The organism is Actinopolymorpha alba DSM 45243 (assembly GCF_000373925.1).
In the GTDB taxonomy this organism is placed as follows: domain Bacteria; phylum Actinomycetota; class Actinomycetes; order Propionibacteriales; family Actinopolymorphaceae; genus Actinopolymorpha; species Actinopolymorpha alba.
In genome coordinates this window covers 23,744-38,913 of sequence record NZ_KB892797.1, presented here as the reverse complement: position 1 = coordinate 38,913, position 15,170 = coordinate 23,744, and the positions used below count along the sequence as shown (strand labels likewise).

Annotated in this window: 12 protein-coding genes and 1 pseudogene; 4 read left to right on the top strand and 9 right to left on the bottom strand. The window is 67.4% G+C overall.

Features of this window, described 5'->3' with window-relative positions; translation table 11 throughout:
• From B141_RS0132065 to B141_RS0132035, 7 genes and pseudogenes are all read right to left on the bottom strand, one after another.
• Positions 1-233: pseudogene (locus B141_RS0132065) on the bottom strand (HNH endonuclease signature motif containing protein); the annotation flags it as partial.
• A gap of 317 nt (positions 234-550) precedes the next feature.
• Positions 551-1,582, bottom strand: coding sequence for an acyltransferase domain-containing protein (locus B141_RS43935; RefSeq protein ID WP_020579286.1), 1,032 nt, complete (start codon positions 1,580-1,582; stop codon positions 551-553).
• Between the two features lie 99 nt (positions 1,583-1,681).
• Positions 1,682-3,223 carry a hypothetical protein gene (locus tag B141_RS50990; protein ID WP_202805991.1) on the bottom strand — a complete coding sequence of 514 codons (1,542 nt, stop codon included), beginning with the start codon at positions 3,221-3,223 and terminating at the stop codon, positions 1,682-1,684.
• A 14-nt stretch (positions 3,224-3,237) separates the two neighbouring features.
• On the bottom strand, positions 3,238-3,360 hold the full coding sequence (locus tag B141_RS52425) for a hypothetical protein (protein ID WP_020579284.1): 123 nt from the start codon (positions 3,358-3,360) through the stop codon (positions 3,238-3,240).
• A 178-nt stretch (positions 3,361-3,538) separates the two neighbouring features.
• On the bottom strand, positions 3,539-4,147 hold the full coding sequence (locus B141_RS48165) for a DUF1918 domain-containing protein (RefSeq protein WP_020579283.1): 609 nt from the start codon (positions 4,145-4,147) through the stop codon (positions 3,539-3,541).
• A gap of 103 nt (positions 4,148-4,250) precedes the next feature.
• Positions 4,251-6,035 carry an ABC transporter ATP-binding protein gene (locus B141_RS0132040; protein ID WP_020579282.1) on the bottom strand — a complete coding sequence of 595 codons (1,785 nt, stop codon included), beginning with the start codon at positions 6,033-6,035 and terminating at the stop codon, positions 4,251-4,253.
• Positions 6,028-7,917, bottom strand: a complete 1,890-nt coding sequence (locus B141_RS0132035; RefSeq protein WP_040422924.1) for an ABC transporter ATP-binding protein — start codon at positions 7,915-7,917, stop codon at positions 6,028-6,030. The genes B141_RS0132040 and B141_RS0132035 overlap by 8 nt, the downstream gene beginning before the upstream one ends.
• Before the next feature lie 192 nt (positions 7,918-8,109).
• On the opposite strand from B141_RS0132035, the gene B141_RS46470 reads away from it, so the two are divergent.
• Positions 8,110-9,120, top strand: a complete 1,011-nt coding sequence (locus B141_RS46470) for a phosphotransferase enzyme family protein (protein ID WP_020579280.1) — start codon at positions 8,110-8,112, stop codon at positions 9,118-9,120.
• Positions 9,121-9,352: 232 nt separating this feature from the next.
• On the opposite strand, the gene B141_RS43920 is transcribed toward B141_RS46470, so the two are convergent.
• Positions 9,353-10,819, bottom strand: coding sequence for an aminotransferase-like domain-containing protein (locus B141_RS43920; protein ID WP_020579279.1), 1,467 nt, complete (start codon positions 10,817-10,819; stop codon positions 9,353-9,355).
• A gap of 83 nt (positions 10,820-10,902) precedes the next feature.
• Here B141_RS43920 and B141_RS0132020 point away from each other — a divergent pair, with 83 nt between their 5' ends.
• From B141_RS0132020 to B141_RS0132010, 3 genes are all read left to right on the top strand, one after another.
• Positions 10,903-12,045, top strand: a complete 1,143-nt coding sequence (locus B141_RS0132020) for a Gfo/Idh/MocA family protein (RefSeq protein ID WP_237742860.1) — start codon at positions 10,903-10,905, stop codon at positions 12,043-12,045.
• Positions 12,045-12,413, top strand: coding sequence for a cupin domain-containing protein (locus B141_RS0132015; RefSeq protein WP_020579277.1), 369 nt, complete (start codon positions 12,045-12,047; stop codon positions 12,411-12,413). Before B141_RS0132020 ends, B141_RS0132015 begins: the two co-directional genes overlap by 1 nt.
• Before the next feature lie 89 nt (positions 12,414-12,502).
• Positions 12,503-14,473, top strand: a complete 1,971-nt coding sequence (locus B141_RS0132010; protein ID WP_020579276.1) for an ABC transporter substrate-binding protein — start codon at positions 12,503-12,505, stop codon at positions 14,471-14,473.
• A gap of 43 nt (positions 14,474-14,516) precedes the next feature.
• Here the strand turns inward: B141_RS0132010 and B141_RS0132005 are convergent, their stop codons facing one another.
• On the bottom strand, positions 14,517-15,113 hold the full coding sequence (locus B141_RS0132005) for a TetR/AcrR family transcriptional regulator (RefSeq protein ID WP_020579275.1): 597 nt from the start codon (positions 15,111-15,113) through the stop codon (positions 14,517-14,519).
• Positions 15,114-15,170: the final 57 nt, after the last annotated feature.

The window sequence follows — 15,170 nt, the reverse complement described above, 5'->3', positions numbered from 1 at the left end:
CTCGTCGCGCCGGCTGTGCGGCCGAGGTCTCGCCGGTCCGCCTCCCGGATCACCTGGAGCTGGACCGCGTCGATCTGGGCCGAGAGAGCTTCAAGACTGACCAGGAGGTCGATCAGTTCCTGGCCGGGAGTCGACCACAACAGCGCACCGGACTCCTCAGCGAACCGGGCACGCGCCCGCTCGACCAGCACCGAGAACGGGTGCCGGCCCGCGTCCGCCGAGGTCGAATCCATGCCCGAACACTAGCGGCGACCACCGACAACCTTCGGCCCCGAAAGCCCAACGAAACAAGGCCATCCGGCATCCGACCAGACCACCGTTCTGGGTCGGGGGCACCCTTGGCCAATAGAGCCGTACAAGGGTGCCCCCGACCCAAACGGCGCGCCCGCGATGCCAGCCGCCCACCGGCCACCGCCAGGCCCGCGTTCCATGATCATGAAGGCAGAAAGGGCTATGACTCCCGAAACCCTTCATGAACAAGATCATGATCACCGAGGCGAGCCGACGAGTGGGCGGAATGGGTCAACGCGGCTGGCAGGGGTTCAGGCTCTTACAGGTCGATCCAGCCGGTCCGGAACTTCCAGGTGCGGCCAGCTCGGATGTGTTCGACGATCCCTCGTTGCAGGGTGGTCTCCTGGGGCAGATCACCGAGGTCGGTCAGCGGCCGGCGGAACACGAACTCAACAACTGTCGCATTGTCATTCGCTTCTCCTGCTGGCAGCAGGCTGAATCGCTTCTGGAAGCGGATGATGTTCGTCGTCGGTGAGAGGTACTCCTCCAGCTGGGGGTCCAGGACCCACGAGACGCACGTGGCATGGCGGTACGCCTCGTCCGGGAAGTGCTCACGGAAGAATCCGCGTGCCCGGTCGAAGGAGGCGTCGCATGCCTCCGGTGTGAGTCGTCCCTCGGGGATGTGGACTCCGAGGGACCATTCGCCCCGTCTGGGTGCGCGACGTCCGACAGTGCGGTCTTCCGCATCGAACCAGATCGGGAGCCGCTCGAAATAGAGCCGGCCGAGCGCGTAGATGAGGCCGCGGAAATGCACGGTCATCCACTCGTGCGTGTGCAGTCCTCCCGTACCGAAGAGCGCGCGCCGGTTGGCCAGCTGCGCCCCGAGAGCGGCCAGGATCTCCCAGGAGGTCTCGTCAGGGATCCCGCGCTCGGCGTGGTAGCGCCGAACGAACGGGAGAGTGGCGAGGTAAACCCATACGTAGAAGTAGCGCCCGACCGCTCCATGTGTTTCCGGAAGCGCCGGCCACCCACCGAGGCTGCCCGGGCGTCCCATGTGCTGGACGAGCTCATGGTGGCAGCGTTCGAGTAGCCACCACATCCCTGGATGGGCCGCCTTGCTGGGCCGGGCCGCGAGTGCTTCGTCAATGTCGGGTGGCGCCACGCCCAGTCGTTGGAGGAGGTCCGCGCACTGTGTTGGCGGAGGAAGACGGACTGGTTCGGCCGGCGGCCCCAGCTTGGCCAGCCTCATCAGCGCCGTCCGGTGGGACTCGTCCAGCCCGAGATCGGCGTGCACCCACCTGACCTCAGCGCTTGCACCGTCAGGTGGGTGCGGTGTGCCGCTACCGTTCATCCGGTTCCCTCCTTCGCCGTGAACGAGCCGAACGACGGACAGTCCCGAGTATCGACATTAACCTGGGCCCGGCGCCAGCACGCTGCTCTGGCCGGGAGGTCAGAGTGTCAGCACCGCCGTGCCGTAGGCGTCGAGGGTGAGGACGACGCTGCCGTTCTCGGCGTTCAACGGCCCGGTCGTCACCTCCGCGTCACCGGTCGCGGTGCTGACCTGCCGCACCCGACCGGGCTTACTCTGCTCTGTGCTGATGTCGCTGTCTATCGCGACGGAGACCGGGTTGGTGGTCTTGTTGATAAGCAGGATCGAGCGGGAGCCATCCACGGACACGAAACCCTGGGCGTGGATCCGCGGGTTGGGAAATCCGGGTACGCCCGTGCTGGTGGCGACAAGAGAATCCCCGGGGGCAAAGCTCCGCAGCAGCAGTGCGAGCGCGTGGTAACGGGCGTTGGGTGCGCCGCTTTCCCAGTCGAGCAGGCTGGTGCCGGGAATCATGCCCGGATAGTCCATGAACTCCGCGATCCCGACCAGATCGATTCCGAGCGACACGAGATTGGCCCACAAATAGGACTGCAAAGAGGCGCTGAGCGCCCAGTACTCGTCCGGGATATCAGGTGCGGGATTCATGACATCGGCCGGATAGGTGCCGAGTTCGTTGATGAAGGTCTTGGTGTTGGGAGCGAGGCGGCGCCGGATCGACTCGATCAGGCGTACCTGGTCAAGAAACGCGTCCGCCTGGGCGTAGAAGATATTTCGCCAATGAGCGGACGGCGCGTTGCCCACCTCGCCGAACGGGTTGACGATCTCGGGCGAGGCGTAGAAATGGTACGAGAACGCGTCAAGCGGTATGCCGTCGCGGTGCTTCGCCGGGTCCAGGAACTGCCAGAAATACTCGGGCTGGTGATGCATGTGGCTCAGCGAGAGTCCGATGAACTTCATGTCGGGGTCAAGCGGCTGGAGACGCTCGACTACCGCGTCATAAAGTCTGGTGTAGACCTCGGGGGAGAGGCGGTGGCCGAGGTCCGGCTCACATAAGACCTCCCAGTAGGCGAAGCGATAATGGTGGCCAGATTCGTGCCAGCGACCGAGTTCATCGGTGAAACCGCCGGCGATGTACCAACTGGCAACTCTGTAGAAGTAGTCCGCCACCTCGGCCAGAGTAGGGTCGCGAAACTCGGTGCCCTGCTCGTAGTCCCACTGGATCTCGTCGGGGTCGGCCGGAATCTCCACTGCTTGCGGGGTGTCGAACATCCAGGTGGGGATGGTCGCGAAGTTCGCCACCACCGGGCGACCTGCGGTGGCGTTCATGAAGTCTTCGACAATCGGGTCGAGGAGTTCGAAGTTCCACGACGTTTCCGTATCAGTCGGCGGGGTCAGTGCTGGTACGCCGAGGCGGGGGTGAGAGAACCACGGCAGGAAGCGGACCAGGTCCGCGTTCAGCTCGCGCAGCGCACCGAATGCCTTGTCATGGATCGGTGAGCCACGGCGAAGCGGCGGGGCGGTCCACAGGTGGGTGGTCAGCGTCGTTTGGGAAATGCCGGTGATGGTCTCCCAGTCGACCTGGACCCGCGTTGCCGGCAGTTCGGGCGCGGCGGCGCCCTGGTCAGTCGTACCCTGCTCGCTCATCGTTGTCTGTTGTGTCATCGTGTCCTGCTCTGTTATCGGATGCTTGCTGTCGTCATTGGGACCAGCCGGGCGTCGACCTCGCCCAGCGCCGCGTACTGCTCGAGCACGGTCTGCGTGAACCAGCCGCCATGGATGTCGAGATCCCTGTCGTACAACGCTTGTACGAGGTCTGGTCTGCGCTGGGCGTCGAGCAGGAGGTCCTCGACTGAAGGTCAGTGGCGATACAGCGAGGTTTTGGCGACCGGTTCGCGCTATCCACGCCGACGACTTTAGCTACGGGGGTGTAGCTACGCAACCGTAGCTAAAGGGCGGACCGGCGGGCCGGCGCCTTCTTCAGCGGAGTAGGACCTTTTGAACGTCGCGGATGGAGACGACTCCGACCACGGCGTCGCCGATCCGGACCGGTATGTGGCGTACGTCGGCATCCCGCATCAACCCCGCGACCTGACGGATCGTGTCCGTGGGGCTCGCCCAGATCGTGTTGATGCCGACCAGGTTGGTCGCCCAGACCTCGTCGGGGTTGCCGCCAGCGGCGAGGGCATGAACGACGTCGCGCTCGGAGATCATGCCGAGTGGGGTGGTCCCGCTGAGCACCACGAGCGCACCGATCTCGGCGTCCGCCAACGCCACCGCTGCCACCCGCAGCGAGTCACGCTCGTCGACAGTGAGGACCGGCGTACTCATGATCCGCTCGACCGGGTCATCGAGTGCGGGAGGCGCTGCCGGGGCCGGCTCCGGGCGCGGCTGCTCACGCGACACCTGGACGGGGATGATCTGGGTGTCCGGCCCCGGATACAGCAGCGACTCGTGCCCGTCGTTCCAGCCGACCAGGTAGTGCTCGGCCTCCTTGCCACCCAGTACCTCGCGGACGACTCCCTCCCGCGGCGGCTGGTCGAGGGTGCCGGTCCGGATCACGATCCGATCACCTACGGATGCGTGCATGGCTGCCTCCAACCCTCCGGTGCGGCCCCACCTTCACCTTCGAACGGCCGTATGAGCCGCCGTAGGGCCGAAAGTCCCGGGCGGACCACGGCCGCGTGGCGCCTCAGGCGTAGGAGTCGGCCTGCAGTCTGTACAGCTCGGCGTAGAGCCCCGCGTCCGCCATCAGCTGGTCGTGGGTGCCGTACTCCACGAGTTCCCCGCCGCCAAGCACAAGGATCAGGTCGGCGGAACGTACGGTCGAGAAGCGGTGGGTCACGAGGATGGTGATCCCGCCAGACGTGGCACCGGCGCGGCCAGCCGCCGCGTAACGCTCGAACAACGCATGCTCGGTCGGGGCGTCGAGGCTCGCGGTCGGCTCGTCGAAGAAGGTCAGCAGTGGTTCCGGACGCATCAGGGCCCGCCCGAGCGCCAGCTTCTGCCACTGCCCGGTCGACAGATCCACGCCGCCCTCCCAACCGGACCCGAGCTGGGTGTCCCCGCCAGCGGGCAGACGCGCGAAGACGTCCTCCGCGCCGGCCCGACGCAAGGCGTCGTTGACAGCGGTGCGGTCGTCGACGTGGGCGAGATCACCGACGCCGACGGTCTGGACGGCGCGTAACTCCAGCCGCGCGAAATCCTGGAACGCCGCTGACAGCCGGGCCCGCCACGACTCAACGTCGATCTCGGCCAGGTCCACCTCGTCGACGAGGATCCGGCCCGACGTCGGTTCGTACAACCTGCACAGCAGCTTCACCAGCGTGGTCTTGCCGGCGCCGTTCTCACCGACGACCGCCACCACGCCGCCCGGCGGGATGCGAAGGGAGACCTCCCGCAGTCCCCAGGTAGGCGTACCCGGATAGCGGAACGACACCCGGTCGAGTTCGATGCCGCGGGAGAGCCGAGCGGGCGCGGGGAGCCCACGCGCGCCGGGCCGGAGCCCCGCCTCGGCCGCGTAGTCCTGGAGCCAGAGCAGCCGACCGGCGGCGCGGAGCACCCGCCCGAGCCCCGCGACGTTGTACGCCGGACCGAGCACCTGCTGCCGCACCTGCTGGCACACGGCGACCGCGGTGATGACGTCACCCGGGCTGGCCTGACCACGCGTGGCCCGCGCCAGGACGAATCCCACCGCGAGGGCGAAGCCGACCGCGAAGATGACCGATCGGACGCTGGAGATCAACGACGCCTTCACCTCCGACCGGTGCAGCGGTCGGCGGGCGGACCACCAGGTGGTACGCATGCGGGCGAGCACTTCGTCCTGCAGCCCGAACACCCGAAGCTCCATACCAGCGGCCCGGTCGACGGTCAGTCCGCGCAGATGGCGGGCGAGCCGACTCGGCGCCGCTGACGCGCGTTCCGCTGATGCCTGCCAGCGCTGCTGGAGGGCGGCGATCGGGAGGGCCGGGAGCGCGAAGAGTACGAGCAGGAGTACGAGGGGATGGAGCAGGAGGAGCACGACCGCGGTCCCGATCGCGCCGACGAGCGCGTTGGCCGTGGTGACGAGATGGTTGAGCGACTGCCCGAGGACACCCTGGCTCTGCCGCAGCAGCTCCAGCCGGTCCTGGTAGTCGGCGCGTTCGTGGTGTTCGAGCCCTGGCACCTCGCTGGTGAGACGGGCGATCTCGCGGTCGAACGCGAACCCGGCCCGCTCGGAGAGGCCGAGCCGCATGCTGGTGCCGACGTACGCCGCGACGTACTGCAGGGTGATCGCCGCCAGCAGACCGGCCGCTCCGGCCACGAGTCGCGCCCCGTCCCGGGCGAGGAGGGCGTCCGCGAGGAATCCCAGCAGCCAGCCGAACAACGGATACATCAGGCTGCCGAGGGGTTCAAGGAGGGTGCCGAGCGAACGCCAGGGATCGGTCCTGACCGCCGTACGGACGAGCAGTGCGAGTTCGCGCCAGCGTTCACGCATGGGTGGCTCCGTCCGCCGAGGGATCGGCTGAGGGCGCGAATCGTTCGGCCTGCAAGGAGAACATCCGCGCGTACCGGCCACCGAGGGTCATCAGCTCCTCGTGGCTGCCGTCCTCCACCACCCGACCACCAGCGAGAACGACGATCCGGTCGGCATGCCGGACGCTGGACAGTCGGTGGGTGACGAGGATGGTCGTGATGCCGCGGGTGAGGGCCAGGAAACGGTCGAAGAGTTCGACCTCGGCGCGGACGTCGAGGTTGGCGGTCGGTTCGTCGAGGATCAGCAGGCCGGCGCCGCCATGGACCGCGGCCAGCGCCCGGGCGAGCGCGACCTTCCGCCACTGGCCACCGGACAGGTCGACTCCGCCGTCGTAGCCGCGGGCGAGCATGGTGTCCCAACCAGCGGGGAGGCCCTGGAGAAGCTCGCCGCCGCCGGCGTCGCGCAGCGCCCCTTCCAACTCGGCGTCGTCTCCGAGCAGCGGTAGCCGGCCGAAGCCGACGTTTTCCCGTAGCGGGAGTTCGTACCTCACGAAATCCTGGAAGATCACTCCGACCCGGCGGCGAATCTCGGAAAGGTCTGCGGCGCGAAGGTCGCGACCGTCGAGGCGTACCCGACCGGCGGGGGGTTCGTACAACCCGCAGATGAGTTTGATGAGGGTGGTCTTGCCCGCGCCGTTCTCGCCGACCACCGCGAGCGCCTGGCCGGGCGGGATCCGCAGGTCGAGTCCGTGCAGGGTGGGCGTGTCCCGGCCGCGGTACGTGAATGAGACGCCCTCGAGGCTGACCTCGGCAGGACGGGGCGAATCGGTCGAGGGAGGCGGCTCTGCGGGGTGCGGCCCGGCGCCGGAGGAACCAGTGGGGCGACCCGTTCGCTCGCCGCCGGCCGGGGCGAGCCGGGCCTCCAGGTCGAGCACCTGCTGGGCGAGGGCGGCGGCCCGGCCCACCCGCCACTGCGGATCGCCCAGGAACCCGAGCTCGGCCGTCCCAAGGATCGCCATGCCGTAGACGGCGAGCGCGCCGATGGAGACCCGTCCCTGGCTGGTCTGCCAGGCCAGCAGGCCGAAGACCGCGCCGTGGGAGATCATCACGCCCGCGACACCGAAAGCGAGCTGGCGGAGGTTCGAGCGGCGTGCTCCCCAGACCGCCGCCATCGCGTCGAGCCAGGTCCGGGTGTACTGCTCCACGACCCAGCCCGCGAGCCCGAAGACGCGGATCTCCTTCGCCGCGGGCGCTGCGACGGCCAGTCCGCGTACGTAGTCGGCCCGGCGCAGCCGCCCGCCGCCTTCTGCCCGCGCGACCGTGAAGCCGCGTTCCATCCACCGGCTGGAGCCGGCGTTCGCGACGTACCAGCCGGCGGCGAGCACGAGCGGCGCCCACCAGGCGAGCGTGACCAGGATGGCGGCCGCGCCGAGTCCGCTGGTCCTTCGGGAGACGACCATGCGGAGGGACAACGCGGTCTGCATGTGCAGGCCGGAACGTTCGAAATCGCTGAGGCCACCAATGTCACCGGCGACGTCCGCGTCCTCCAGATCCGCTATTCCGCGGGGTGCGAGGCTGGCCCGGCCCACCGTGTCGGCGACGGCGAGGACGTAACGGGTGTTGAGAAGTTCGGTGGCCAGGCGGGCGAGAGCCATGAGGCAACCGCTCGCGGCGAAGCCCGCCGCGACCAGGATCAGTGCGAGGACGGCCTGCCGACCGGCCGGGCTGTCGAGGCCGCCGGCGACCGAAGCGGGGACGGCTTCCACGAAGGCGCCCGTGGCCAGCACGATCGCGTTGGGCAGGAGTCCGAGAGTCAGCGCCAGAGCTCCGGTCAGCACCACCAACCGCGGATCCGCTCGCCACAACAGGACAAGCAGAGACCTGATGTGAAGTGGTCGAGTCATCGTCCTCCCCGTTGGTAATGGCCCGGCTACCGAACCCTAGGAGCTCGCTGAAAACGGTTTGTAGACAACAGAAAGCATCTGGCCGTTACCGGTCGCCGGGCGGTGGCCAGTGAGTTCCGCCGTGGCAGCTTGAGGAATTTCTTCCTCGCCACGTCGTGCGAGGGCGATGCGCGCGGCGCTAGCGTGCGGAGAATGCTCACTCCTCCTGAGGATCTGGCGCCTGATCAGGTTTCCTCTTACCTGCATACATACTGGGGTCTGGACGGCGTTCAGGTCTCCTATCTGCCCGCCGGACATGGCAGCCACAACTGGACCGCGGTGGCGTCCGACGGGACCACGTGGTTCGTCAAGGCGATGCGGCGAGGTCCTGATTCGGATTTCTCCCAGGCGACTCTCCAGACCGCGACCGCCGCACATCAGGCCGGGCTCGATTTCGTGCTGGCGCCCATCCCGGATCACACCGGGGCAGCGCTGCGACCGGTTTCACCAGCCTGGCAACTCGCGCTCTTTCCCCATGTCGAAGGGCGGAACCCGGATTTCGGTTCCAGCGAACGCGTGCTGGTCGGCGAGATTCTCGGGCGGCTGCATTCCTTATTCCCGCTTCCGGATTGCGCGCTGCGATGGGAGCCGGGGTGGTTCCAACCCGAGCTGAAACAGGTGCTCGCCGCGGACCTCGACCGTCCGTGGACCGACGGACCGTACGGCGAACGTGCGCGGGCCTTGCTCACCACCTCGGTGTCTGGCATCGAGCGGCTGTTGGCGCACTCTGACCGGCTCGTCGCACGGCTCGGTGAGTCCGACGATCCCTATGTGCTCACCCATGGCGAGCCCCATGAAGGCAACACGATGCTCGACACGTCAGGCCGGATGCACCTGATCGACTGCGACGCGATGATGGTGGCGCCGCGCGAGCGGGACCTGCGACTTCTCTTGTACGCCAGCCATCGACGCCCCCGCGCGCTCGACAACACCGACGTGGTCGCGGCCTACCAGCGGACCGCCGGGCCGATCGAGGCGAGGCCGTTCGTTCTCGAACTCTTCCGCGCCGAGTGGCATCTGATCGAGATGGCGAGGTACGCGTGGTTGTTCGGCGGCCCGCACGGCGAGACCGCCGAGGTGCGGGTGCGCTGGGAGGCCCTCACGCAATACCTCCCCGTTACCCAGAACTGGCCCGAGCTCGGTCGTGGCCGTCTCACATCGTGATCAACCAGGTTGTCTCACACGGAGTTGCGCGGGATTGGCGCAGAGGCAGTGGAGCTTTTCCGTGCGGAGACTACCGGAAATGCTCCACTGCTTCTGCGCCGACGTCTCCGCGGCGGCCGGGTGTCTCGCCGCCTTGACGGTCGTGAACTTCGTGGCAGCCGCAATGGGCAGGCCATCTCGGATTGGCCTTGCCTGGTTGGGAAATGCCCCGCCTCGCACCACAGGCAGAGCATCAGGTGCGTACGCCGACGGCGGGCAGGTCGCGGTGGCCGTCGGTGTAGGCGTTCCACGCTCGGGTGAGTCGCTGGACGCCGGCCACGAGCGCACCACGCGGCAACGCGTACGGCAGGCGGGTGTGGTCGTCAGGTACGCCGGCAGGGGAGAACGCGGTGCCCGGCAGGATCGCCACCCCGAAACGGAGCGCGACGTGGGCGAAGCTGGTCACGGAGTCGGTGGGGATGCGGACCCACAGGGACGCGCCGCCGCGAGGGCGCTGCCAGGTCCATGCGGGCAGATGGTCGGTGAGTAGGCCGGTGAGGGTGGCGAGTCCCTCGGCGAGTTGGCGGCGGCGGGTTGCCTGCGCGTCGGGAAGCCGGTCGAGCAGGTGGACACCGATCTGTTGGCTCACCAGCGACGTCCCGAGGTCGGTCATGCCCTTCATCTGCGCGAGCCGGGCGATGGCCTGGGCCGGCCCGCGGATCCAGCCGAGCCGCAGCCCACTCCAGAAGAGCTTGCTCATCGACCCGATGGTCAGGACGCGTTCGCTCGTGGTGAGTCCGGCGATCGACACCGTCGGCGTACCCTCGATCAGCGTGCCGACGAGTGCGGTGTCGTCGACCACCACGGTGCCGTGGCGTTCGGCGAGGCGGGCGAGCCGGCGCCGGCGGTCATCGGCGAGGACGCTGCCCGTCGGATTGTGCACGCTGGACTGGACGTAGATCAGGCGCGGCGGCCGGATCGCGGCCAGGTCCTCCAGGCGTTCGACCTCCATGCCGTGGTCGTCGCAGGGGACCGACCGGATCCGGCAGTTCGCCAGGCTGAACGCCTCCAGAGCACCGCGGTAGGTGGGCGCCTCGGTGACCACGTTGTCGCCGGGTTGGAGGCAGCCGTGCGTGATGAGTTCCAGTGCCTGCTGGGCGCCGCTGGTGACCAGGATCTGGTCCGGCGTCGTGGGAACGCCGTCATTGGTGTACATCGCGGCGAGCCGTTCGCGCAGCGCGGGCAGGCCGCGGGGTTGGTACCCATGGTGCGTCTGCGTCAGTGCGGCGTACTCCGTCCGCGTCAGCGACGCCGCGACGTCCGGCACGAGGTCCAGGCAGGGCAGCGCGGCGGTCGAGAAGTCGATCGTCGGCGGCGCACCGTGAACGAACGAACGCCCGGCATGCTCACCGACCAGAGCCCTGGCCGAGACGGTCTCGCGATCACCGGGACGACCGGAGGCGGTCACCCGGGTGCCGCTGCCCTGGCGGCGTTCCAGCCGCCCCTCATGACGGAGCGTTTGGTACGCGGCAACCACGGTGGTGCGGCTGACCGCGAGCGCCTTGGCCAGGGCGCGCTCGGACGGCAGGGTCGCCTCGGGTGGGATCTCGCCGAGGTCGATGAGGTCACCCAGACCTTCGCTCAACTGGCGGTGCAACGCGCCGCTGCGGGCTCCGGGCTCCAGCAGCATGCCGGCCACCTGTTCGGCGGAGAACCTCATGGTCCAGAAGCAAAGTCCAATTCTGTCGATTTGGCTATAGCTCGCACGGCCCGAGATCGCCAATCCTGAATCCAGTGGATGGGGTGGCCGATCGAGGGGCGGGTTTCGTGGGCGACATCACGTACCAGTTCGAGTACGCGGAGCGGATCCCCTGTGCGTTCATCGGCGCGGGTGGGCACTCCTACCGCAACGTCTACCCGTCGTTCCAGTACGCGCCCGTCGAACTGCTCGCCGTGTGTGACCTCGACGTGGCCCGCGCCCGCGAGTACACCCGGAAGTTCGGTGCCGCGCGGGCGTACGCCGACCACCACGAGATGCTTGAACGCGAGCGTCCGGCCGCCGTCTTCATCGTGACCGGCTATGACGACGACGGGCGGGTGCAGGCGACCAGGCTGGCACTGGACTGCCTCGCCGCCGGCGCGCACGTCTGGATGGAAAAGCCCACCGCGGCCTCGCTCGAGGAGGTCCATCGCCTGCGGGCGGCGTCGGCGACCGCGGACAGGTTCGTGATGACCGGCCTGAAGAAGGTCTTCACGCCGGCGATGGAAAAGACGAAGGCGATCATCTCCTCGCCGGAGTTCGGCGCCGTGTCCTCCATCGCCGTGCGGTATCCGCAGAGCCTGCCGCCGCCGGAGCGGCGTCACGACCTGCGCGAGATGCGGGGATTCCTGGACCACATCTACCACCCAGCGGCGATCCTGAGCTATCTGATGGGTCCGGTGAGCCGCTTCAGCCACGAGTGGGAGCCGGTCGGCGGGGGGAGTACGGCGTCGCTGCGGTTCGCGTCCGGCGCGGTCGGCACGTTGCATCTCGCCGCCGGCGGTGCCGCGACCAGTCCACTCGAACGCGTCGAGGTGATCGGCGAGGGCGCCAACGTCGTGGTCGACAACAGCGTCCGGCTCACGTACTACCGCCGAGGTGGCCGCCTGCCATACGGACGGGCGCCCTCCTACGTGGTCGACGACGAGTACGCCGCACTCACCTGGGAGCCGGAGTTCTCCCTTGGCCAGCTCTACAACAAGAACCTCTTCTATCTCGGGTACGTCCCCGAGATCCTGCACTTCTGCGAGAGCATCCTGACGAAGACGCCTCCGGCCAAGGGAACGCTGGAGGACGCAGGGGCGATCATGGAACTCTTCGAGGCGTACCAGTCCATTCCGCCCGGCACTGTGGTGGAGTTGCCGCTCGACCGGCCACACTCTCGACGCATGGATGGAGACCACTGATGGCGGACCTGGCAGCCGCACTCAGCCGCCCCGACGACTACGAGGTCGAGGAGACCGCTTGGGGCAAGCTCGTCTGGATGGTGTCGGGCCGGCTCGGCAACTCCGGGACGATGACCGTCGGCAGGTGCCATATCAAGCCGGGAATGGAAAATCCCCGCCACTACCATCCCAACTGCGACGAGGTCCTGCACGTCCTGCAGGGCACCATCGAGCACAGCCTGGACGATGTCGTTGTGACGATGACGGCGGGCGACACGATCAGCATTCCGAGCGGCGTCGTTCACAATGCGCGCAACATTTCCGATCACGACGCGATCTTCGTGATCTCCTTCTCCTCCGCCGATCGGCAGGCGGTCGGCGAGGAATAAATTCTGGCTTCACGCTCGCGGTATCCGTTTGTGTCGGTACCGCGAGGTGACGCTGTCGTTCGTTGGTTGCCAGCGAGATGAGGTCATCCATGCGTACGAACGGTATGAAGCTGCCACGACGCGACCTGCTCGGCCTGGGTGGCGCCGCGTTCCTCACCACGGTGTCGTTGGTCGGTTGTGATCTGTCCACGGAGCCGACGGCACGCAAACGTGGTGGATCCGAGGACGGCCAGAAACTGATGGTCAAGGAAGCCCCTGCATTGGCCGCGAGGGTGAAGGCGGGTGACCTTCCTCCGTTGAAGGAACGACTGCCCGACAAGCCGCTCGTGATCTCACCCGCCGACCGCCTCGGCGTCTATGGCGGCACCTGGCACACGGCCTTGCTCGGCGTTGCCGACGCGGTCTGGATGGATCGGACGATCGGCTACGAAGGCTTGCTGCGCTGGAATCCCGACTACACCAAGGTCATTCCGAACGTTGCCGAGTCGTGGGAGAGCAGCAAGGACGGCCGGCAGTACACCTTCCATTTGCGCCGCGTCATGAAATGGTCAGACGGCGAACCGTTCACCGCCGACGACATCGTCTTTTATCAGAACGACGTTCTCAACAATCGCGACCTGTCGCCGTACGAACCCGTCAACCCGGTCGTGGCGGAGAAGGTCGACGACTATGCGGTGAGGTTCGTCTACGAAAGGCCTGAAGGGCTCTTCGTCAAGGAGCATGCCTCCCGCGGCGGGTCGTACGTGCGGTTCCCCAAGCACTACCTCCAGCAGTTCCACAAGAAGTACAACCCGAACGTCGATGCCCTGGTCAAGAAGCGCCGCGCCAGGGACTGGATGAAACTCTTCGGATCGAAGGCGGGCTTTGGACTCGGCCCGGGGGAGAGCTACATGAATCCCGAGTGCCCGACCGTCTATCCCTGGCGGACGGTCACGGCACTGGGCGACGGCCCCACTGCCGTCGTCGAGCGCAATCCGTACTACTGGAAGGTGGATCCGGAGGGCCGGCAGCTGCCGTACCTCGACCGGGTGAACTTCATGATCCTCAACGAGGCCGAAGTCATGCTGGCGAAAGCCATGAACGGCGAGATCAGCATGCAGAACCGCACCATCGGTAAACCGCGGAACAAGCCAGTCCTCGCCCGGAACCGCGATCGCGGCGACTATGAGTTCTTCGAGACGGTGCCGACCTCCATGAACACCACCATCATCGCCTTCAACCTCACCCACAAGGACCCCGCGAAGCGAGCCGTCTTTACCAACAAGGACTTCCGTATCGGCCTCTCCCACGCGATCAACCGCGAGGAGATCATCAAGGTGGTCTTCCAGCGACAGGGTGAGCCCTGGCAGACCAGCCCACGGCGGGAGTCGGTGTTCTACCACGAACGGCTGGCCACGCAGTACCTCGAATACGATCCCGAACGCGCCAACAGACATCTCGACGCGGCCGGATACACCCGCCGCGACTCCGGGGGAATCCGCCTCGGACCAGACGGTCGACCGATCTCGATGCAGGTCACCTTCGTGACCTCGTGGACACCGCAGTGGGCGGATGTCGCGGACCTGCTGAAGGCGTACTGGAAGAAGGTCGGAGTCCAGGTCGCTCCCCAGGCGCAGGACCGTTCCCTGTGGCTCGAACGCTCCGCGGCCAACGATTTCGACGTCCAACTGTGGGAGGGCGAACTCGGCTACGACGCCGACGTCCTGCTACGCCCGATGTGGTATCTGCCGCTCGACGGGACGATCACACCGGGACCCAGATGGCGGGATTGGTACAACACGCGCGGCGCGCGTGGAGAGAAGCCGCCCGAACTCGTCGCCCGTACCCTCGCGTTGTACGACCAGCTGCAGGAGACGCCGGACGAAACCCAGCAACACGCGCTGGTGAAGCAGATCATGGACATCAACGCCGAGATGTTCAACGTGATCGGCATCAGCCTTCCCGGCAACGGCTACGGCATTGTGAAGAACAACTTCCACAACGTGCCGGCCTCGATGCGAGACTCCGTTATCTGCCTGACCCCTGGCATGACCCAGCCGGAGCAGTACTTCGTCGAGTGACCCCTCCGCGTGCGCCGCGACAAAACGCCTCGCGCCGCACGCCTCACGTGGAGCCGGTGACCCCCGCGACCAGTGCCGTGACGGCGCGGCGCATGCGTTCGGGTGGATCGGCTGTGCCGGGGTTGGGCGCGAGGAGAAGCTGGTGAGCGATGCCGACCAACGCGAGTGCCAGCGACTCCGTGTCGGCGTCCGCCCGGACACGACCGTGTTCCTTCTCCGCTTCGAGGTAGGCGGTCATGGCCCGCTCGCCGGTGTAGAACGCCGGCTCCTCCCCGAGGGCCTTGCCGAGTCGCGCGACGAGCGACGGCCGGGTCATCACCAGACTGACGAGGACCCGTGAGCGGGAGTCGAGCATCGTGAGCATGGCTTCCTGAAGGTTGCCGGCGACCGTGCCGGAGCCCGCGCGGGAGGGGAGTTCGAGCAGTGCCGTCGCCGTCACCTTCGCCCGATCGAGGATGTACTCCGTCAGGAACCCGTCGAAGTCGGTGAAGTGGTTGTAGAGCAGCCCGGTCGCGCAGCCGGCCTCGCGGGTGATCGCCCGGCCGCTGAGCCGGCTCGGGTCTTCACGGAGGAGGACGGCATCAGCGGCCTCGAAGAGCTGCTGCCGGATCTCGGGGATCGATACGCCGCGCGGTGACATCGCCCTCCATTCTCGGGTGCCCTCTCCGGTCCGTGGCGTACGGGGGCGGCGAGCGGG

Coding starts and splice junctions, on each gene's coding strand:
- B141_RS50990 (WP_202805991.1), bottom strand. CDS start 3,223: ATGACACAACAGACAACGATGAGCGAGCAGGGTACGACTGACCAGGGC.
- B141_RS43935 (WP_020579286.1), bottom strand. CDS start 1,582: ATGAACGGTAGCGGCACACCGCACCCACCTGACGGTGCAAGCGCTGAG.
- B141_RS48165 (WP_020579283.1), bottom strand. CDS start 4,147: ATGCACGCATCCGTAGGTGATCGGATCGTGATCCGGACCGGCACCCTC.
- B141_RS0132005 (WP_020579275.1), bottom strand. CDS start 15,113: ATGTCACCGCGCGGCGTATCGATCCCCGAGATCCGGCAGCAGCTCTTC.
- B141_RS0132010 (WP_020579276.1), top strand. CDS start 12,503: ATGCGTACGAACGGTATGAAGCTGCCACGACGCGACCTGCTCGGCCTG.
- B141_RS0132040 (WP_020579282.1), bottom strand. CDS start 6,035: ATGCGTGAACGCTGGCGCGAACTCGCACTGCTCGTCCGTACGGCGGTC.
- B141_RS0132015 (WP_020579277.1), top strand. CDS start 12,045: ATGGCGGACCTGGCAGCCGCACTCAGCCGCCCCGACGACTACGAGGTC.
- B141_RS0132035 (WP_040422924.1), bottom strand. CDS start 7,917: ATGACTCGACCACTTCACATCAGGTCTCTGCTTGTCCTGTTGTGGCGA.
- B141_RS46470 (WP_020579280.1), top strand. CDS start 8,110: ATGCTCACTCCTCCTGAGGATCTGGCGCCTGATCAGGTTTCCTCTTAC.
- B141_RS43920 (WP_020579279.1), bottom strand. CDS start 10,819: ATGAGGTTCTCCGCCGAACAGGTGGCCGGCATGCTGCTGGAGCCCGGA.